We start from the raw sequence: 22,016 nt of genomic DNA, 5'->3' as shown, positions 1-22,016 counted from the left end.
GCCTTATTCACTATAATTATCACGGAATCATTTTTACGAACCATATTCGTAAAATGTTTTCTTTTCATACAGTTTAACAGTTTTATACTGTGAAAATATAATTCTATCATAGAATAACAAAAGGGGTGTTTCAGCTGTCTATCACCATTTCTTTTCTCAAAATGTTGCCATTAATCATCTTTTACGGACTTATTATTCTTTTAGTTTATTTATTTCTAAAAGATAAGTATCAAAATCAACACTCTATTTTGAAAACGCATCCTGTTTTAGGAAGATTGCGTTATATTTTTGAAATGATTGGACCGGAATTTCGTCAATATTGGTTTTTAAATGATAAGGAAGGAAGACCAGTTGATAGAGACACACAGGAAACCATTGCCAAAGCAGGAAAATACGCAAATACAGTTATTGGATTTGGGTCAAAGAAAAACTTTGATAAAACAGACTTTTATTTAACCAATTCTATGTTTCCATTAAATGTAGAAGAATTACAAGTAGACAATGATCATCCGATAGAAACGTACACGTATACAATTATCAATGAGTCACTCACAAACCGAAAAGAAAAGCGAAACAAGGTACAAATTAAACCATGGCATCTAACAGACGAAAATAGTATTATCATTGGAAAAGATAGAAAACACCCCTTTCACGTTAAAGGGCTACTTGGCATTTCTGCAATGAGCTATGGTGCATTATCTAAAAGTGCTGTGAAAGCAATGGCACAAGGTGTAGCAATTAGTGGTGGAAGCTATATGAATACAGGGGAAGGTGGTATTTCACCATATCATCTTTCAAAAGTATATGATATCATCGACACTTCTAAAGCACCAACAGATCGCCTAAGCGAAAAAATCATAAAATATGTAGAGAAAAACCCACATGCATCTAATTTTGAATTAGAAAAACATTTCGGTGAAAGTGCACCAGAAGCGGTAGAACAACTTGTTCAAGATGGAGTCTTTAAACAAAAAGGGGCAGACTTAATTTTCCAAGTAGGTTCTGGATTATTCGGTGCACGAAAAGATGGTGTATATCATGAAGAGACATTCATAAAAAATGCCATGCGACCAGAAGTAAAAGCAATTGAAATGAAATTAGCACAAGGGGCGAAAGTTCGCGGAGGAAAACTACCAAAGGAAAAAATCACTCCTGAAATTGCAGAAATCCGCGGAATTAAAATGGGGAAAGATGTGGAAAGTCCAAACCGTTTCCCATTATTCTCAGATACGGAAGGTCTATTTAAATTAATCACCCATTGGCAAGAAATCACAGGAAAACCTGTCGGAATCAAAGTTGTTGCTGGTGATACTCATTCCTTTGATGAATTAGCAAGCTATATGAAAGAAACCGGCAAAAAACCAGACTTTATTTCCATCGATGGTGCAGAGGGTGGAACAGGTGCAACTTATCAGGAAATGGCTGATAGCCTAGGATTACCAATTTTCTCTGGTATCTTAATCCTTGATCAAACCCTAAGAAAATACGGGCTTCGCGATGATATTAAGATCATTGCATCTGGAATGCTTGCTACAGCTAATAAAATGGCGATTGCCTTATCATTAGGGGCTGACTTAATTTATATTGCTCGGGCAGCAATGAACACAGTCGGTTGTATTAATGCTGGGAAATGTCATACCAACCATTGTCCAGTTGGTGTAACATCTCATTTACCACATTTAGAGGCTGGGATTGTTGTTGAAGAGAAACGATTCCGTACAGCTAACTATTTAACTACCATGCGACAAGGCTTATTTATGTTAGGGGCATCTTGTGGATTAGCCTCCCCATCTGAATTCTCGAAAGAACATGTCTCATTACGAACCATTGATAACAGAGTAAAGAAATATGAAAACTACTCAGAAGGTCAAAACGAAAAACAAGACGATAATATCGAGCACATACTCCACCATCAAGAAGCAAAGAAGCGTGAAGTTGTGAATAGTTAATATGTAAAGCGTCCCTATGGAAATAGAGACGCTTTTTTTGTATTTATGAATGAATAATAGATCTGTAGGAGGTATCCCTTAATGATATGTCATGTACGCTACTGTCATCTGCCTAACAGCATACAAAAGGATATAAAACGCATACGTTGTAATTAGACAGAAAATATTCCTACAAGATTACATAGCACAATTACGATAATCACAGGAACAATCCACGTCATAATCATTCGCCATATATGATACATTGTTGGTGAGAGATTGCTACTTACTAAAAATTCCTCTTTCACAAGTTTCTTATCCATTTGATGAATGATAAATAGAGCAATTAATAAACTACCAGTCGGTAATAGAATATTACTAACGAGATAATCTGTTGCATCAAATACATTTTTCCCAAATAGAGACCAGCCTTGAAGTAAACTGGATGATAGAGCTGCAGGAATAGCAGCAATAAAAACAATTGCTCCTGTAATCCAGGCAACCGATTTTCTCTTTCTACCCGCTTTTTCCGTATATGCAGCAACAATCACTTCATGTAAACTAAAAGATGATGTTAATGTCGCAAATAAAAATAAGAATAAAAACAAACTAAGAAATAACGAACCAAACGGGATTTCTGAAAAAACAGCCGGCAATACAACAAATAGTAAGCCAGGTCCTTCCGTTGGTTCATAACCAAAGGCAAATACAACCGGGAATATCGCAAGCCCTGCTAATAACGAAACAAATATGTTCATTCCTACCACTGAACCGGCAGAATAAGGTAAGCTAACATCTTTTTCTAAATAAGAACTATATGTAACCATACAAGAAAAGCCAACTGCAAGTGAAAAGAAAGATTGACCAAGAGCATACAGAATAGCTTCTCCAGTGATATTTGAAAAGTCAGGTGCTAAGAAAAATCTAACACCTTCCATTGCACCATCTAATGTCAATGCACGTACAACAAGAATAACGAAAAATAAAAACAACATAGGCATTAAATACTTATTAGCACGCTCAATACCTTTTTTCACACCAGAAGAAACGACAATGCTATTAAGTAACGTAAATAAAAATACACCTAATAATGTGATCCATGGAGAAGCGGTAACCGTTTGAAATAATGTTCCATAATCGGCCCCACTGCCAATAACATTTCCAGTTATAGAGAGCACACTATAGATCAACACCCAACCACCAACAACACTATAAAATGATAAAAGAAGAAAACATCCGATGACACCAATTCTCCCAGCCCATGTCCATATTGGGTGTTTGGATAACTTTTTATAGGCACTGACTGCTTCCTTACCAGACCCTCTTCCTATAATATATTCAGAAATTAATAACGGAAAGCCAATCAATAATGTAAACAATACAAAAAGAAGGAAGAAAGCTCCTCCACCACTCATTCCAGTTACATAAGGTAATTTCCAAATAGCCCCAAGACCAACGGCTGCACCTGCCGAAGCTAATATAAAACCAACTTTAGAGGACCACTGTTCCTTTCCTTCTTCATTCATGCAAACCCCTCATTTCCTAAACACATACAAACCTTTACCGTTGATAAATAGTAGCATTTTTTTCACTGATTTTCAAAACATGTCCTTTTCTCTTGAAAAATTTACTATTATCTAATGGACAGAAATTATTAAACTAAATACACCCAAAAGCATTTTAGAAATAGATGGTAGCGTGCTCAGGTTTAAGAAGTCACATTTTTTATAATAATTCTCTATAAGTAAATCAAATAAAATGTAAAAAAAGATATTGAAGAGAGAAAAATGATGCATGGGAACTGAACATAAAAAGGACTTTGCCAGTATAGGTAAAGTCTCTGCTCTTCTTTTCCCTATGGAGGAATTTTCCAGTGACCATACAAAAAAAGTATAAAATTCTATTATTAATAAAAATTTCTGCTTACATTATGCATTATTTCCTAGTAAACTAGCATTATCAACTCACAAACCTTTATGTAATTTGAAAATCAAAGATCTTGATCTTTTGATCAAAATACGTTATAATGATATAAAGAAAGCGAAAGGGTGTTCGCACATGGGCAAGAATCACAAAATACAAGTAATGGAACTATTTGCTGGAGTTGGTGGTTTCCGACTAGGACTTGAAAGAGCAAATCCTGATTTATTTGAAATTAACTGGGCAAACCAATGGGAACCTTCAAGAAAATCTCAAGATGCCTTTGATTGTTATGCTCGTAATTTTAATAATGGAACTCATGTAAATGAAGATATCGCAACCATTTCTGAAGAAGCATTTCAACAAGCAGCTCCTGATTTAATTGTTGGAGGATTTCCATGTCAAGATTACTCTGTTGCTCGTTCCCTTTCTGGCGAAAAAGGAATTCAAGGAAAGAAAGGAGTACTCTTTTGGGAAATTAGAAGAGCAATCGCACATACACACCCAAAATATGTATTACTTGAAAACGTAGATAGATTACTCAAGTCTCCATCTAGACAGCGCGGGCGAGACTTCGCTGTTATGTTAGCTACATTACGAGATTTAGATTATAGTGTGGAATGGCGTATGATTAATGCAGCCGATTATGGATTTGCGCAAAGAAGAAGAAGAGTTTTCATTTTTGCTTATAAAAACGGACTTTCATTTGATTGCGAACAAGGACAGTATAGTAAAGAAGAAATTGTATTTAAAAATGGTTTTTTTGCAAAACCATTTGCTGTTAAGGACGAGCCTTATAAAAATCGGATAGACTCAGTGGAATTACCAGAGGATATTGTGGAAATATCGGATGAATTCTCTTTTACCTTCCATCCTGCAGGTGTCATGCGTAATGGAGAAATTTTCACAGCACATGTGGATCCTATACAAATAGAACCCACTACTTTGGGGGAAATTCTCTTGGACGAAACAGAAATTGATGAGAAATTTTATCTTTCCAAAGAAGAAGAAGAGAAGTTTGATTACATGCGTGGGCCTAAAAAAATCGAAAGACAATCAGCCGATGGCCATAAATATTATTTTTCTGAAGGTGGAATGTCTCCTACTGATTCATTGGACAAACCAGGTAGAACAATGTTAACGAGTGAAGGAAGTAAAAATCGAAGTACACACATCGTAGAAGTAAATGGCCGGAAGAGACGATTAACCCCAATAGAATGTGAACGGTTGAATAACTTCCCTGATAATTGGACAGCTGGAATGACTGATAGAATGAGATACTTTTGCATGGGTAATGCTCTTGTTGTTGGATTGATAGAAATTATGGGGAAACGAATTGAGAAAATCGAAAAACAAAATGAAGTTGTTGATGTACAACTTGAATTATCCTTAAGCTGATATAAATGTATCAGCTTTTCTTTTTTATGTTACAATAATTCTGAATCTATTACTATTTCAAAGGATGTGCTCCATGCTCTATAAAACACAAGAAGAATTACTAACTAAAGCAAAAATGGCAGAAGGAAAAACATTTGGTGAAATAGACCAAACCGGGAGAGTACAAAATGAGAGAGCGAAAGGACATCTTGGACAAGTCATCGAAGAAAGCTTTTTCGGTTATGAAATAAACTCTGAAAAGGAAGCTGATTTTTCAAATCTTGGAATAGAATTAAAAGTAACCCCTATTAAGGAAAATAAAAATGGAACGTTATCTGCCAAAGAAAGACTTGTATTAAATATTATTAATTACCATGAAGAGGTTGAACATGAATTTCAAACATCAAGTTTTTGGCAAAAGAATGAAAAAATTCTTTTAATGTTTTATCTTTGGAAAAAAGGATTTAAAAGAGCTGATTATAAACTAATCAAATCTCATCTGCACACATATCCAGTAGAAGATCTTGCAATCATAGAACAAGACTGGAAAGTGATTGTAGATAAAATTAAACAAGGTCGTGCACACGAATTATCTGAAGCCGATACAAACTATCTTGCAGCCTGTACAAAAGGAGCAAGCAAAAATTCACTACGAACACAACCATATAGTGATGAAATGGCGATGCAAAGAGCATTTTCATTAAAACAAAGCTATATGACAGCACTTGTTCGGAAGCTAATACAAAAAGAAGATTTAAAACGTTTTACAACAAACAAAGAGTTAGAACATAAATCGCTAATTGGGCTATTAGAGGACAAGTTCTCCCCCTATAAAGGCATGTCCATTGAGGAAATAGCTCAAAAGGAAAATTATAAAATAAATTCCAACTCTAAAAATTTCTTGCAACAGTTTATTAGTAGTTTACTTGGAATCCAAGGGACAAAGCTAAATCAAATCGAGGAATTTGCCAAAGCTAACATTCAATTTAAAACAGTGCGGTTAGAGCCAAATGGAATTCCAAGAGAACATATGTCATTTAAAAATATTAACTTTATAGAGTGGGAAAAAGAAGATTGGGATGAAAGCTGGATTAGCAAATATTTCGAAGAGACTAAACTACTGTTTGTTGTCTTTCAATATATAGAAAGGAAAAATGATAATCCGAATCGGCAATTATACTTTAGAGGTATCAAACTCTGGAACATGCCTAAAAAGACGATTGATGAACCATTAAAAGATTTTTGGCTTCACGTTAAAACGTTAATTAACAAAGGAATAGAACTTACCCCAGTCCAACAAAAGAATCGAGTTATTGTTAAAAATAATCTACCAAAACCTGGATTCAACAGTATTTGTCATATAAGACCAAAAGGAAGAGATGGTAAGGATAAAATAGCATTGCCTGATGGGAGAATGATTGCTAAACAAGGATTTTGGTTGGATAAAAAATACATACAACAAATTATTTCAAATTTAAATGAGGTGTAGTAATGGCGGGTTATATTTTTAGCATGAATGATATTCAAGCCATGGAATATTCAATAAAAGAAGGAATATATAGTACCAATTTAAATTTGCCCAAAAATCAGATTTGGGGCGTGCATCATGAAGGAACATTTGCTGATTATATTACTATGAAAAAAGGGGATAATATTTTCTTCTTTCACGATAGAAAAATATATGGCATTGGTGAATTAATAAATATAAAAGGTGATTGTAAATTTTTAAATTTTCCTGACGCTGATTTACCTAACAATTTTACTTTTAAAGAAATTAGGCATAAAATGATATTAGATTTTTCATCCAAAAGTATCCAAAACAGGATGTTGTGTACATTTAAAGGCTCACCATATTTTTTTAAAAACGGTATAGATATGGATGAAGTCCTATCATCGAATCCGGAAAAATTCAGAATGCTACGATCGTTCTGGAAACTGTCTTTTATAAAAATTGATGATAGTGAAAATAAAGCACTCATCGATATTATTCTAAAAAATAATGAAAAAAATTTATCTAGTGGAAAATACACTTATACGAATTCTCATCATATACATAATCGAATTAATTATTTGGTAAATAGTGATTATAAGGTTAGCTCCGACAACATTATGTATAACTGCAGTTCCTCTACAGGATACTTAAAACATGAGATGGCATTAGAATCTGGAATACTTGATTATATATCTAACAAAAAAACAAAAATTTTTGGATACTGGGATTATTTATCACATCAAGTTGTTGCTTCCCCTTTTAAACCCATAGATTATATGGACAAAATGGATATATTCGGTTACAAGTATATACCGAATTTCAAAACAATTTCTAAATACTTAGTATTAGAAATTAAAAAAGACAAAGCAACTATAGAGGATATCAATCAGGTAATGAAATATGTGGACTGGGTTAATCAAGAATATAGTTATGGTGATTATAATATGATTGAAGCTTTCCTTGTTGCTCATGACTTTCCTCAAGTTGTTATTGATGCAAAACCCGACATCACGATTCGTAACTATATAAAGACACGCAGACCACCAGTTCCAAAAAAGTGGTCAAACCTTAGACTAATAAAATATAATTATAATCCTACAAATAAGCAATTACATTTTAGAGAAATATAAGATTGAGAAGAGACACAAACTTCTTCTCACTCTTATACTTTATTATTATCTATTCAGAAAATATAACAACATTTTGATAGAATTAATAGTGTTTTACATTCTAGTATTTCTTTTAGTATTGTGTATAAAAATATATCATTACTAAGCTCTCACCCTCTCTACCGCTGGAATATCAGCTGGAGCCCATTCTAACGACATTAAATCATCAGGGTAAAGCCATTTCATTGCAATATGTTCGGTTAATATTGGCTCCTCTTTCATTAACTCACAATAATATGTAGTAAGATGGACAGTGCCAAAGTCATATGTATGTATCGTATGTGCAACTTTTTCGCCAATTTCTATATCACAATGAAGCTCTTCTTTTATTTCACGTTTTAATGCTTCTTTCTCTGTTTCACCTGCTTCTATTTTCCCACCAGGAAATTCCCATTTATAGGCTAATGATCCTGTTCCTCTTTGTGTACAAAATATTTTCTCATCTTTAATAATGATTGCTGCAACAACATGAATTTGTTTCATGGAAATCAAGAACTTCCTTTCATTTAATTTATTCCTTCCTTGATTTGATCTGTGAAAATAAAATCCTACTCCCCCAACAATTCCTCACAAATACGCAGAATCCTTTCTGTTTGTTCAACAATGGTAATGATTTCAGAGGATGTAAAACTATTCGTGAAATCTTGGGCATGTGCTAAGTTATTGCGAAGTTGCTCCAATCGACGGAAATATCTTTCCCCTTTATTTTTTGATTCTAAAGGTAATAAATGAAATAGCTTTTGACTCGAAATGACTATATCACGTTTATCACATAGCTGTAGACAATCAATCAATTCAATTTGTTCATTTATCGATTGTCTTTGCTGGAAAATTTGCTTCGCCCGATTTAATCGTTGTTCATCCAAATGAATCTTCCAAGTGTTATTCGGTAAATATTGCTTAATTAACTGCAATAAATACATTTCAACAAGTGATACTTGACCAAATAAATACAATTGAACAGGAGGCTTTTGTAAGTCGGCATGGGTGACTAATTTTGTAATCTGGTTCCCTTCAATCACGAAAATTCGCTTCGTATCCTTTAATAAATAAAGGGTTTGTAATAAAGATGTGGAGTCAGATACTACTTCTGCCGTAAGGAAAGATTTAATATATGTCTTACAAAGCCCTTCACCTAGGTCTTTTCTTTCCATATATCCAACTACCTTGCCATCTGCTTCTACTCCTAAGCAATCATACCCATTGTCTTTCATAATGGATAATGCATCTGTGGTGTTGGTTTCTCCTTCAACAATCTCCAACAGTTCTGCAATATGATTTACGGTAATATTATGTAAGAACAATGAACGTAAACTTTGATGTGGTGACAAACTATGATATGGTATGAATTTTTGTCTTCTAATTTGCATGTGCTTCGACCCCTTTATGTAATTAATAGCCATATCTAATAGATTAAATGATTATTATTATTTCAACCAATATCCTTATTACGGATTATAGTATAAAGATATGGATTTTGAAATATAGTTTACTCTTTCTACATATAGTTCTTACAATTCTCACAAACTTGTCACTACCTACGCCTTATAAATACCTACCTATCTGATATACTAATATTGTAATATATAATGTTTGGGGGACTTTCCGTGAATAGATTTCGGAATTTATTTGCATTCATTCTTATGCTTGTCATAGCAGTTATCGTATATTTTATTGCTAATGACTTCTTTCTAGCCTTTTATAGTTTCGCAGGACTCATGATGTTTTACTTTGGACTTAAAATTCTATTAGCATATCTAAACGATAAAAAGAAAAGAGAACAATACGATTAATTCATTTCAAATCCCGCTTCCTTTATAAGAAAGAGTGGGATTTTTTGCTTGTAAGCCGTTTTAAAAACAACCCTACTTCTCTCCCCTTTTTCACTTTATCTCAGGCTAACCAACTGTAAGGCCTCCACCTCAAGAAATCGAGATACCCAAGAATGATAATTGGAGAAGCAAAAGCCAGTAAAAGCCCGATTCCTTCAACTAACAATCAGTAGAAATGAAGATAATCCCCACTGATTGAAGTTTGATTTTATCCTTCCAAAATCAAATCATTCAACATCTTGTACACAAATGGTAAACTAGACATAGTTAGGAACTTTTTTAAAGGAGTTGATTCCATGTCTAAGAACCATTGGAATGAGCGTTTTTCTCAAGAAGGATACTTTTACGGAAAACATCCGAATGAATTTATAAAAGAAAAAAGCAAAATACTTCCAAACCAGGCAAGAGTTGGTTGTTTTGCAGAAGGTGAAGGAAGAAATGCTGTTTATTTAGCAACATTAGGTCATGATGTTACATCATTTGATCAATCAGATGCCGGACTAGAAAAAACGAAGGAATTGGCCAAAGAAAGTGGAGTAACTGTCCATACCATACAGATGGATTTAGTTAAAGAAAAGGCCCCTAGGGAAACATTTGATGCAGCTGTGCTTGTGTTTGGACATGTTCCAGGGCCAGATCAATCCAATTTTATTAACAATATAATTGACTCCGTAAAACCTGGTGGCTATGTGCTATTTGAATTATATTCCAAAGCACAGATTGACTATAAAACAGGTGGGCCTCCGATTGTGGATAATTTGTATGATCCTAGTGATATTTTAGCATGGATTAAAGACTATCATTGCCTACACTTCTACTATGGTGAAGCAGAACGAATTGAAGGTACTGGACATACTGGTATGGGGCATGTCATTCAAGTAGCAATCAAAAAGTAGATTCTCTAAAAAGCCCTTCCCTTATTTTTTAATATGTGGGGAGGCTTTTTTGATGTTTTTTATAATCATGTATTCCTTTAAATTATCACACTTTTATATGACTTTTATCTCATTTATGATATGATTTTATTGAAAAAGTTTTCTAAAGGAGTAACAATCATGGACTATGAAGCAGATTTACGTCAAGTACATAAGAAACTAGAGAATATTAAAACAGCCCTCAATGAATCAACTATTGTAGCAATAACAAATCAACGAGGTGTTATTGAATTTGTAAACAAAAATTTCTGTGATATTTCAAAATATAAAAAAGAAGAGTTAATTGGTAAGACACATCAAGTGATTAATTCTAATTATCATAGTCGGGAATTTTTCAAAGAGATGTGGCGAACGATTGGTACTGGAAATGTGTGGAAAGGTGAGATTCGGAATCAAGCGAAAGACGGCTCCTATTATTGGGTAGATACAACGATTGTCCCCTTTTTAAATACCCGCGGAAAACCCTATCAGTATATTGCCATTAGACATGATATTACAAATCGAAAACAGTATGAGAAAATGATTAAAAAAATGGCCTTTTATGATCCACTTACATCATTACCAAACTTGAATTTTTTAGGAAAATGGTTACAGTCACACACTAGACAGGAACAAACTACTGTATTATATATTGACTTTAATCGGTTCAAGTCCATTAATGATAAATATGGTCACCATATTGGTGATATCATTTTAAAAAAGGCATCCCAGCGGTTAAAACAATGTCTTCACAAAACAGATTTTATTTCGCGTCTTGGTTGGGATGAATTTATTGTTATACTTCAAGGGGTTTCTGATAAGCAGGAAATCATCTCCATTGTGGAAAATATTACCCAACAATTGTCTATTCCTTATGATGCAAGTGGTTTATATATTCATTTGTCCGTTAGTATTGGTATTAGTATGGAAAGATGGGATAAAGAAAAAGAAAGTGACATCCATTTTATCGAATCTCTAATTCGAAAAGCGGATACAGCGATGAAGCATGCAAAAAGAAAAGATGATAATTCCTATTGTTTTAATACACCAGATCAAAACCTGAAAATTGATCGTTATTACCAATTGGAACAGGAAATTGAAACAGCTTTAGAAAAGAATCAGTTCACGGTTCATTATCAACCAATTATTGAATTAAAGTCAGAAAAAATGATTGGTGTAGAAGCATTGTTGCGTTGGAAAAACCCAAAACTAGGACAGGTATCTCCCGTAGAATTTATACCAAGATTAGAAGAGTCTGGCCTCATTGTGCCAACAGGTGAATGGGTTTTAAAGACAGTTTGTAAACAAATGAAAGCGTGGCAGGATGCAGGAATTTTTTTTAAAAAGGCTTGTGTCAACGTGTCTCCTATTCAATTCCATCATAAAGATTTCACGACATGTGTAAAGAATATTATAGAAGAAACACAACTCGACCCTGCATACCTCGAATTAGAAATTACTGAAGGGACAATTTTAAATATCGATGAGACACATCAAGTTTTTAAAATTTTAAAAGAAAGTGGAATATCGATATCCATTGATGATTTCGGTACAGGTTATTCCTCTTTAAGATACTTAAAAAACTTACCCATTAATACATTAAAAATGGACAAATCCTTTATCAATGACTTAGATCAGGACAGTAAAGTTATCGTGGACACGATGATTAGCATGGGAAAAAACTTGAACTTCATCGTGTTGGCGGAAGGAATTGAGCAAAAGGAGCAGCTGGACTATTTAAATCGGAAAGGCTGTCACCTTGGACAAGGATTTTACTGGAGTAAACCAGTAAAGGGGCAAGAAATACCGGCATTGTATAAACGTTTTAATAATTTAAGATTATTCCAATAAAATTTAAATGGAAAGGTTGTGGGCTTCTTCCCAAGCGACCTTTCCATATTTTTTATAGCTGATTTTTCTCTGCTTCCAAATTTTTTTATCCTAAATATACATTTTTACTTTTCTTTTCCACTTGACATTTAAAAACCAAGCAAGGGTCATAACGAAATAGTTATTTATTCAGCATCATCAATAAATATGGTCAAAATCTTTGCCCCACAATTATCTACTGGAACAAATAAATGCGGCTTCGTTCCTTTAAAATATGCCGTGTCCCCTTTTTCTAAATAATGTTTTTCATTATCATACATTAAATAGATAGATCCCTCGAGAATGTAGATAAATTCATCTTCTGTATGTGTATATGGCTCATTTCTGAGATTTACATCTTTTGGCGTCACATGAACAATAGCCGGTTCTACACTTGAAAAACGTGATTTTGCTAAGAGTTCATAGGAATAACCCATATCTTCATGTCCTACTTTATATTGCCTTTTCGCTTTTGGTTGTAACACCAAATCTGTTTCTGATTCATTATCTAAAATCCATGAAAGTGGAATGGATAATGCATCACTTATTTTAGATAACGTCGCAACCGCTGCAGCAGATTGCCCATTTTCAATCTTTGAAAGCATGCTTTTAGAGATACCACATTGATCAGCGATTTCCTGCTGAGTCTTTTTATTTCGATGTCGTGCTTGTCTAATTTTCTTGCCAATGTCTTGAAGGTCTATCGTTCTTCTCTCCTTCTATCTTTAGGACTACTCATCCTATCTTGTAATGCTTTTATCATAGAGGAGAGTAGATATTTCGTCAAGATGAAGGTAGAATTTTGGATGAAGGGGCGTGGACTTGAATGGTTGTGCACAACCCCACCCTTGTCACTGCAAAACTATCCAAAGATACACGGTAAGCTTCTCCAATATAGAGCCTCGATTTAACTCATACAAATCTATAAACACTCCCTTAACATGCATATTTATAAATGTGATATACAGGAGCCTCTTGCATAAAACGCACTAATTTAAATTTTTAAATTATTTATAATTATACTATTGACTTTATTTTTATACAATTTATAATAGTGTTTAACATAAAAAATTGGAGTGAGTAAATAATGAGGAAAGCAGCGATAATAGGAGCAACTGGCTATGGAGGGGCGGAATTGGTTCGAATTCTCCATCAACACCCACATGTATCTATTCACTCTGTCCATGCATCGACTTTACATGGTGAGCCATTGGTGAAAAGCTTTCCACATATGCAAGAACTAATTAATCATCGTCTGGAAGCTGTTAATGTGGAAAAAATCTCTCAAGAAGCAGATATCATTTTCACAGCAACACCATCGGGAGTCGCTCGTGATTTGGTACCAGGATTTTTAAAAAATGGTACAAAAGTGATTGATTTATCAGGAGATTTTCGTATAACGAACCAAGAAATATATGAACAATGGTACGGAATAAAAGCAGCCGATCAAGCATTGCTAAATCAAGCAGTGTATGGACTAACCGAATGGATAGATATGGACGTAACAGAAACCAATTTTATTTCAAATCCCGGATGTTTCCCTACGGCTGTATTGCTAGGTTTAGCACCACTTGTAAAACAACAAAAAATCGATGGAGGTTCTATTATTATTGATGCAAAAACAGGTGTTAGTGGCTCAGGAAAAGGCCTCTCTCAAGTAACGCATTTTTCTGGAACAAATGATAATTTCAAGATATACAAAGTGAATCAACATCAACATACACCTGAGATTGAACAAGGTTTAAAAAAGTGGCATCCTCATGTTGGGCCGGTGACATTTTCAACTCATTTAGCCCCGATGACAAGAGGAATTATGGCAACAATGTATATGACAGCAACAGAAAAGACAGCAACAGAAGACTTAATTGAGCTGTATCAATCAGTTTATGAAAACGATCCATTTATTCGAATTCATTCCAATGGAAGTTTTCCAACGACAAAGGATGTTAGTGGCTCGAATTTCTGTGATATTGGAGTAACTTATGATGAAAGAACAAATCGAATCATGGTTATATCTGTCATCGACAATCTCATTAAAGGCGCATCAGGTCAAGCAGTACAAAATATGAACAAAATGCTAGGTATCGATGAAAAAACAGGGATTGATTTTATGCCAGTTTTCCCATAAGTACAATAGAAATGAGGGAGTGACATGATGATTGAGGAACAAACAAAAATAACTTGTATAGAAAATGGCTCGGTTATTAGTCCACCTGGATTCCAAGTGGCAGGACTCCATTCAGGTGTGAAAAAGGCACGAAATGATTTAGGTGTCTTATATTCCGAAAAATTAACAAATGCTGCAGCCGTTTATACATTAAATCAAATTCAAGCAGCACCAATTGCTGTTACAAAGGAAAGTATGCACGTTGAACATAAGCTCCAAGCAATTGTTATTAACAGTGGAAACGCCAATGCTTGCACAGGAAAACAAGGTGAAGAGGATGCCTATATGATGCAACACTTAACAGCGAAAAAGCTCTCTCTTCCTGCACATCATGTAGCAGTTGCCTCAACTGGTGTGATTGGAGTTCACATGCCGATGAGTAAAATTGCACCCCATATTGATTTATTATCGATTGGAAAGACAAAAGAACATGTGGCACAATTTGAAGAATCTTTATTGACGACAGACACGTTTACAAAATCTGCTTGCTATCAAGCAGAAATTGGTGGAAATACAATCACAATCGGTGGAGCAGCAAAGGGTTCAGGTATGGTCAAACCAAACATGGGAACGATTCTATCATTTATTACAACAGATGCAGCGATAGAATCGGAGTTTTTGCAAATGGCTTTAAAAGAAGCCACTGACAAAACATTTAACTGTATTACAGTAGATGGTGATACCTCTACAAATGATATGGTCATTGTTTTAGCAAATGGATTGGCGGAAAATGATACACTGACACCCGAACATCCTGATTGGAAAGTATTTATGGAATTACTAACGAAAACATGTGAAGATTTATCTCAACAAATTGCTCGAGACGGCGAGGGTGCGACGAAATTAGTAGAAGTTGAAGTCATTGGCGCAAAAACAAATGAAGATGCCGTAAAAATAGCCAAAGCAATTGTCAGTTCATCATTAGTGAAAACAGCGATATTTGGAAAAGATGCGAATTGGGGTCGAATTATTGCAGCAATTGGATATAGTGGAGTAGAAATTAATCCACATACAATCGATGCGATGATTGGTCCAATTTCAATACTGCAAAACAGTGAACCAATGGCTTTTTCAGAAGAAGAAATAAATACTTACTTCGAAAATGACACAGTGAAAATATTAATCGACTTACAACTTGGAGATGCCAAAGGAAAAGCATGGGGCTGCGATCTTACATATGATTATGTAAGAATTAATGCAAGCTACCGCACATGAAAGGAGAAATAATGTGCAAGACATCGTCATATTGAAATGTGGTGGTAGTACGATTAATGAATTATCAAAAGAATTTTTTGACAATATGAGGAAGTTGCAAAAGTCAGGAAAGTACCCTGTTATCGTACATGGTGGAGGACCTGCCATACAACATATGCTGGAACAATTACAAATAGAATTTGAATTTGTTAACGGTCTAAGAAAAACAACAGAAGACATGATGGATATTGTTGAAATGGTATTAGTGGGGCATGTGAATCCTGCTTTAACAAGACATGTTAACAGCGCAGGACTAAAGGGTTTTGGAATTTCTGGTTCAGACCTTCAATTACTTGAAGCAACACCACTAAATTATAATCGATATGGGCTTGTTGGAGAGATATCTAATGTCCATACAAATGTAATCAACCAACTTTTAGAAAAGAATATTATACCTATCATTGCCCCGATTGCCATCGGCCAAGATGGCAAAAAATATAATGTTAATGCAGATACAGCAGCAGGAGCCATCGCTAGTGCCTTAGGAGCCGAACAATTAATTTTTGTTACAGATGTACCAGGAATTTTAAAGGATGAACAACTCCTTGAAGAAGTGACAACAGACGAAGTAGAAATGATGATCCAAGATGGAATCATCTTTGGTGGAATGATTCCAAAGGTAAAAGCAGCAATGAAAGGTCTCACGAATAATGTCCGGGAAGTATTGATTGTCAATGGAATGGAATCCAAATTAAAAAACAAACAAAACTTAGCAGGTACAACTATTAAGGTACCAGTTAAATCGTAAGTAGGAGTTGTTAATATATGGCATTGTTTTCGACCTACAATCGCCTTCCTGTCTCCGTAAAGCAAGCGGAAGGGACGATTGTAGAAGATATAGATGGAAAGAAATATCTTGATTTCGGTAGTGGAATTGGTGTAGTAAATTTAGGTCACCGCAATCCAGCGGTCCAAGAAGCAGTAGAAAAGCAATTGAACTCCTATTGGCATGTGTCCAATTTATACCATGTGCCAATTCAAGAGGAAGTCGCTACACAAATTACGAAACACAGTGTTGGGGATTATGTGTTCTTTTGTAATAGTGGTGCCGAAGCAAATGAAGCAGCTATTAAACTAGCGCGTAAAGTCACAGGGAAAAAGACAGTTATCACCTTTAAACAGTCATTTCACGGGCGTACCTTCGCAACAATGGCTGCAACAGGTCAAGAAAAGGTGAAAGATGGTTTCGGTCCGATGTTAGAATCATTTGTTTATGCAACATATAACGATATCACGTCTGTTCAACATAAAGTAGATGAAAATACTGCTGCCATTATGTTAGAAGTTATTCAAGGTGAAGGTGGTGTCATACCGGCCGATACTACTTTTCTAGCACAAGTGTCCGAGTTATGTAAAGAAAAAAATATTTTATTAATAGTAGATGAAATACAAACTGGAATGGGAAGAACAGGTAAAAAATTTGCCTATGAACATTATGGAATTGAACCAGATATTTTCACCTTAGCGAAAGGGTTAGGAAATGGGCTTCCAGTAGGGGCCATGGTTGCCAAGAAAGAATATGCACACGCATTTGGACCTGGGTCACACGCTTCCACATTTGGTGGAAATCCGATTGCAATGGCTGCTGCAAAAGCAGTAACCGAAACTATTTTTACAGATGAATTTTTACAGGACGTAAAAGAGATAGCTACCTATCTATCAGAACAATTAATAGAAAACATCCAGCCACTTGCCTATGTAAAGGAAATTCGTCAAAAAGGTATGATGATAGGAATTGCATGTCATGCACCTGTAGCACCAATTATGCAGAAAATGTTAGATAAAGGTGTATTTGTGTTAAATGCAGGTGAATCGGTCATTCGCCTCTTACCCCCTTTAGTAGTGACAAAGAAAGAGATTGATCAAGTAGTTGGCTTATTAAAAGAAACAATCGAGTCTTTATAAACAATAGGAGTGAAGCGAAAATGCCCAAAGATAAGCAAATGAACAAAGTATTGGTCATTGGGTCAGGTCCAATTGTCATTGGGCAAGCAGCCGAGTTTGACTACGCAGGGACACAGGCCTGTTTAACCTTACGTGAAGAAGGTTGTGAGGTCATTCTCATCAATAATAATCCAGCAACAATCATGACCGATGAAGAAATTGCCCATAAGGTATATTTTGAACCTTTAACCACTCGTAACATCGAAACAATTATGAAAAAGGAGCGACCAGATGGACTGCTAGCTACGGTAAGTGGGCAAACAGGTTTAAACCTAGCTTATGAACTACAAACTCAAGGGAGTTTAGATAAATATCAAGTCCAGCTTTTAGGAACACCAATGGATGCGATAATGAAAGGAGAAGATCGTCATAAATTTCGCCATTTAATGCAAGAGTTGCATGAACCAATTCCTGAAAGTACGATTATTGATTCTTTAGCAGATGGTTTAGCTTTTTGTGAGAAAATAGGCTTTCCAGTCATTGTCCGTCCAGCCTATACATTGGGAGGTGCTGGTGGTGGCATTGCAGTAGATGAGAAGTCTTTCACCAAATATGTGACAAGTGGTCTTCGCACAAGCCCTATTCATCAATGTCTTATCGAGAAAAGCATTGCTGGTTGGAAAGAAATTGAATTTGAAGTGATTCGTGACCGTGTGAATCAGGCGGTAATTGTTTGTCACATGGAAAATATTGATCCTGTCGGTGTACATACAGGTGATTCCATGGTCGCCTCACCCATTCAAACATTGTCTAAAAAAGACATCACCATGTTACGAGAAGCTTCGTTACGCATTGTAGAAAGCCTTGGAATTATTGGTGCTTGTAATGTCCAATTAGCAATAGAACCCACTACAAAAGAATATATCATTATCGAAGTCAACCCGAGAGTAAGTCGTTCAAGTGCTTTAGCATCGAAAGTTACTGGGTACCCCATTGCAAAAATCGCTACTAAATTAAGTCTTGGCTATACATTAAATGAAATGAATTATCAAGGGGAATCATTAGCAACGTATGAGCCCCTTCTTGATTATGTTGCTGTAAAAATACCATGCTGGCCATTTGATAAACTATCAACCGTGGACCGAAAGCTCGGTACACAAATGAAAGCAACTGGGGAAGTCTTAGCCATTGAAAAAAATATGACAGCTGCACTACAAAAGGCCATTCGTTCTCTTGATTTGGCGGTAGATGGCTTATCTTATATCCCTTTACAAAATAAGTCCGATAAAGTATTGCACCAATTCCTATTGGACATCGATGATCGACGACTATTTGTCATTCTTGAATTAATACGACGCGGCTATCCCATTCAAACCATCCATCAGAAAACGAAAATTGATTGTCTTTTCTTAGAAGAAATGAACAAGTTGATTCAGTTAGAAAATAACATTCAAAAGAAAAATCTGCAATCTATTACAATGGATGAATTACTCCAAATCAAACAGGCAGGATTTACAAATAGTTGGCTAGCTAAAAAATGGAACTGTTCGATTGATGCATTAAAAGAAAAGTTAGCAAACTATCATATATTTCCAACCTATGAAGCAATCCACGCTTTGACACAATCAAAGGTGACAGATTCCGTTTATTATTATAGTGTTTGGAAACAAGAGAAACCAAATCCACCTGTATATTCAGATAAGGAAAAGATAATGATCATTGGATCTGGCCCCATTCGTATCGGTCAAGGGATTGAATTCGATTATTGTTCTGTGCAAGGAATAAAAGCATTGCAATCATACGGATATGAAACAGTACTCATTAATAATAATCCAGCTACAGTAAGTACAGACTATCAACTTGCAGATAGATTATATATTGAACCAATTACAATAGATGATATTTTGCAAGTGATTGAATATGAAGGAATTCAAAAAGTAATTGTGCAATTTGGAGGACAAACAGCACTAAATTTGGTTAATGAATTAGAACATGCAGGTGTACAATTACTCGGTTCAACTATGGACACGATAGATATGCTAGAAGATCGTGAACGATTTTATCAGTATATAAGGAAAATCAATCTGGCACATATTCCTGGTTTAATTGCAAATAGCGAATCAGATTTAAAGGAAAAGGCAAAAACCATTGGCTTTCCACTATTAATCCGACCCTCTTATGTCATTGGTGGAGAAGGAATGGAAATAATTAGAGCAGAACAACAACTCCATGATTATATAACTGATCATATAAAGAAAAGTTCGTATCCTATACTGATTGATGCCTATTACCCAGGTAAGGAAATCGATGTCGATGTTGTAACAGATGGAAATTCTATTTTTATCCCTGCCATTTTTGAACATATAGAAAAGGCTGGTGTCCACTCAGGTGATAGTATGGTAGTTACACCACCGATTTCTTTATCAGAATTCATGAAGAAGAAAATTGTAGATTATACAGAACGTGTTGCATTTGGGATGAATTTTACGGGGATATTTAATATTCAATTTGTTATCCATGAAGATGAATTATACGTCTTAGAAGTAAACCCTCGTGCATCAAGAACGGTTCCGATAAGCAGTAAGGCCACTGGAGAAAATCTAATTAAACTTGCAACCGGCGTTTTATTAGGAAAGTCTATTTTGGATAAAGGGAAGATTCGAAGGGAAAATGATTTTTATACCGTAAAAGCACCTGTTTTCTCCAATGCAAAATTGCCCGGAATAAGTCCAACACTTGTACCAACAATGAAGTCAACTGGTGAGGTAATGGCTGTTTCACCTACTTATTCAGGTAGTTTGACGAAGGCCTTTCTTTGGAATCAATCATTGCAACAGAAATTTTTAAAGAAAATAAAAGAAATGTATATTGCAGATGAAGGTGAGTACCTACCCAAGTGGACGAAACAATTGAAAGCCATTGGTATTACAATCAAACAATTCCCCGGAGACACGAAATGGGAAGAAATAAAAGATTGGATGAAATCAAAAGAGGCATTTGCAGTGTATAGTTCAGATGAAGAAAGTGTAGCATTAAAACTTGCACAAGATTACGGTCTAATTACGCTATCTTCTAAAGATACGATTGCAGCTTTTTTACAAACAACAAGAGAAGTGTTACCTGTCCAGACAGTAGAACAATTATTATATGAAAAGGAAGTGAACGTATAATGAGTCAATCCACGGTGGTACAACAAATGAAAGCTCAATTACAAGGTAAGGATTTCTTACAAATTGGGGATTTTACAAAAGACAATTTAATGGATCTTATTAAACTTGCTATCCAGTTAAAAACGATGCAAAAAAATGGTGATCCACATAAATACTTAGAAGGAAAAACTCTTGCCATGATTTTTGAAAAATCATCCACAAGAACTCGTGTCTCTTTTGAAACTGGGATGTACCAATTAGGTGGGATAGCACAGTTTTTAAATACGAATGATTTACAACTTGGAAAAGGAGAAACGATTGCAGATACAGCAAAAGTACTTTCTCGCTATGTCGATGTAATCATGATCCGTACATATGGTCATGATATTGCCCTGGAATTAGCAGAAAATGCATCCATCCCCGTGATTAACGGACTAACAGATGATGCCCATCCATGCCAAGTACTTACAGATTTAATGACAGTTTACGAAAAGAAAAAGCAATTTCAAGGATTAAAACTTGCTTTTGTCGGAGATGGAAACAATATGTCCCAATCCTTACTGATGGGTTGTGCCATCATGGGTATCGACTGTCATGTTGCAACACCGAAAGGCTATGAAATAAAACAAAGTATTTTAAAACAAGCAAAAGAAAAAGCAGCTTCAAATACTTCCATCATCCAAACACATGACCCATATGAAGCGGTTAAAGATGCGGATATCATTTACACAGATGTCTGGACTAGTATGGGATTTGAGTCAGAAAAGAAAGCGAGACAAGAGGCATTCCGTGAATACCAAGTAAATGAAAACTTGGTAAAAGGTGCAAAAGATGATTATCTATTCATGCACTGCTTACCAGCGATTAGAGATCAGGAAGTTACGTCAGAAGTAATTGATGGGGAAAATTCAGTTGTCTTCGATCAAGCAGAAAATCGACTTCATGCGCAAAAAGCCGTCCTATCTTCTATTGTATAAAAAGAGTAACATGTTGGGAATATCCAACTGATGTCCTTCATGCATTTGATGAAGGACTTTTTGTTTGGTTTTTCGATATGATTT

The 22,016-nt window shown here is 35.1% G+C and carries 17 protein-coding genes; 13 read left to right on the top strand and 4 right to left on the bottom strand.

Annotated features, from left to right (window positions below; all coding sequences use genetic code 11):
* The first annotated feature begins 275 nt into the window (after positions 1–275).
* Positions 276–1,949 (top strand): FMN-binding glutamate synthase family protein, encoded by a 1,674-nt coding sequence (locus tag FHP05_RS03695; protein WP_191126221.1) that lies wholly within the window; start codon positions 276–278, stop codon positions 1,947–1,949.
* 152 nt (positions 1,950–2,101) lie between these two features.
* Here the strand turns inward: FHP05_RS03695 and FHP05_RS03690 are convergent, their stop codons facing one another.
* Positions 2,102–3,454: a sodium-dependent transporter gene (locus tag FHP05_RS03690; RefSeq protein ID WP_147665898.1), complete on the bottom strand. Its 1,353-nt coding sequence runs from the start codon at positions 3,452–3,454 to the stop codon at positions 2,102–2,104.
* Between the two features lie 532 nt (positions 3,455–3,986).
* Between FHP05_RS03690 and dcm the strand changes: the two genes are divergently transcribed.
* The 3 genes from dcm to FHP05_RS03675 all read left to right on the top strand — a co-directional run bounded on the left by dcm (position 3,987) and on the right by FHP05_RS03675 (position 7,847).
* Entirely contained in the window at positions 3,987–5,246 is a 1,260-nt protein-coding gene (dcm, locus tag FHP05_RS03685; RefSeq protein ID WP_147665897.1) for a DNA (cytosine-5-)-methyltransferase, read from the top strand.
* Positions 5,247–5,319: 73 nt separating this feature from the next.
* Positions 5,320–6,714, top strand: coding sequence for a Sau3AI family type II restriction endonuclease (locus tag FHP05_RS03680; RefSeq protein WP_147665896.1), 1,395 nt, complete (start codon positions 5,320–5,322; stop codon positions 6,712–6,714).
* 2 nt (positions 6,715–6,716) lie between these two features.
* Complete coding sequence (locus tag FHP05_RS03675) at positions 6,717–7,847, top strand: hypothetical protein (RefSeq protein WP_147665895.1); 1,131 nt, start codon at positions 6,717–6,719, stop codon at positions 7,845–7,847.
* A 141-nt stretch (positions 7,848–7,988) separates the two neighbouring features.
* On the opposite strand, the gene FHP05_RS03670 is transcribed toward FHP05_RS03675, so the two are convergent.
* Positions 7,989–8,369: a (deoxy)nucleoside triphosphate pyrophosphohydrolase gene (locus FHP05_RS03670; protein ID WP_147665894.1), complete on the bottom strand. Its 381-nt coding sequence runs from the start codon at positions 8,367–8,369 to the stop codon at positions 7,989–7,991.
* 65 nt (positions 8,370–8,434) lie between these two features.
* A complete protein-coding gene (locus FHP05_RS03665; protein ID WP_147665893.1) occupies positions 8,435–9,256 on the bottom strand; it encodes a CBS domain-containing protein in 822 nt (273 codons plus the stop codon).
* A 237-nt stretch (positions 9,257–9,493) separates the two neighbouring features.
* On the opposite strand from FHP05_RS03665, the gene FHP05_RS03660 reads away from it, so the two are divergent.
* The 3 genes from FHP05_RS03660 to FHP05_RS03650 all read left to right on the top strand — a co-directional run bounded on the left by FHP05_RS03660 (position 9,494) and on the right by FHP05_RS03650 (position 12,483).
* Positions 9,494–9,679: a hypothetical protein gene (locus tag FHP05_RS03660; RefSeq protein ID WP_147665892.1), complete on the top strand. Its 186-nt coding sequence runs from the start codon at positions 9,494–9,496 to the stop codon at positions 9,677–9,679.
* 335 nt (positions 9,680–10,014) lie between these two features.
* Positions 10,015–10,614: a class I SAM-dependent methyltransferase gene (locus FHP05_RS03655; RefSeq protein ID WP_147665891.1), complete on the top strand. Its 600-nt coding sequence runs from the start codon at positions 10,015–10,017 to the stop codon at positions 10,612–10,614.
* A 159-nt stretch (positions 10,615–10,773) separates the two neighbouring features.
* Positions 10,774–12,483, top strand: coding sequence for a sensor domain-containing protein (locus FHP05_RS03650; RefSeq protein WP_147665890.1), 1,710 nt, complete (start codon positions 10,774–10,776; stop codon positions 12,481–12,483).
* Positions 12,484–12,647: 164 nt separating this feature from the next.
* On the opposite strand, the gene FHP05_RS03645 is transcribed toward FHP05_RS03650, so the two are convergent.
* A complete protein-coding gene (locus FHP05_RS03645; RefSeq protein WP_269144270.1) occupies positions 12,648–13,178 on the bottom strand; it encodes a helix-turn-helix domain-containing protein in 531 nt (176 codons plus the stop codon).
* Between the two features lie 410 nt (positions 13,179–13,588).
* Here FHP05_RS03645 and argC point away from each other — a divergent pair, with 410 nt between their 5' ends.
* The 6 genes from argC to argF are packed head-to-tail and all read left to right on the top strand — an operon-like array spanning position 13,589 to position 21,932.
* The gene (argC, locus tag FHP05_RS03640; protein ID WP_147665888.1) at positions 13,589–14,629 is read left to right on the top strand and encodes an N-acetyl-gamma-glutamyl-phosphate reductase; all 1,041 of its coding nucleotides are present in this window, start codon (positions 13,589–13,591) and stop codon (positions 14,627–14,629) included.
* A 24-nt stretch (positions 14,630–14,653) separates the two neighbouring features.
* A complete protein-coding gene (gene argJ / locus FHP05_RS03635) occupies positions 14,654–15,883 on the top strand; it encodes a bifunctional ornithine acetyltransferase/N-acetylglutamate synthase (protein ID WP_147665887.1) in 1,230 nt (409 codons plus the stop codon).
* Between the two features lie 13 nt (positions 15,884–15,896).
* The gene (argB, locus tag FHP05_RS03630; RefSeq protein ID WP_147665886.1) at positions 15,897–16,670 is read left to right on the top strand and encodes an acetylglutamate kinase; all 774 of its coding nucleotides are present in this window, start codon (positions 15,897–15,899) and stop codon (positions 16,668–16,670) included.
* Between the two features lie 17 nt (positions 16,671–16,687).
* Positions 16,688–17,827 carry an acetylornithine transaminase gene (locus FHP05_RS03625; protein WP_147665885.1) on the top strand — a complete coding sequence of 380 codons (1,140 nt, stop codon included), beginning with the start codon at positions 16,688–16,690 and terminating at the stop codon, positions 17,825–17,827.
* Between the two features lie 20 nt (positions 17,828–17,847).
* Positions 17,848–20,976, top strand: coding sequence for a carbamoyl phosphate synthase large subunit (locus tag FHP05_RS03620; protein ID WP_147665884.1), 3,129 nt, complete (start codon positions 17,848–17,850; stop codon positions 20,974–20,976).
* Positions 20,976–21,932 carry an ornithine carbamoyltransferase gene (argF, locus tag FHP05_RS03615; protein WP_230973915.1) on the top strand — a complete coding sequence of 319 codons (957 nt, stop codon included), beginning with the start codon at positions 20,976–20,978 and terminating at the stop codon, positions 21,930–21,932. Before FHP05_RS03620 ends, argF begins: the two co-directional genes overlap by 1 nt.
* Positions 21,933–22,016: the final 84 nt, after the last annotated feature.

It is taken from the genome of Cerasibacillus terrae (assembly GCF_008039555.1).
GTDB lineage: Bacteria > Bacillota > Bacilli > Bacillales > Amphibacillaceae > Cerasibacillus > Cerasibacillus terrae.
This window is presented reverse-complemented; position numbering and strand designations above follow the sequence as displayed.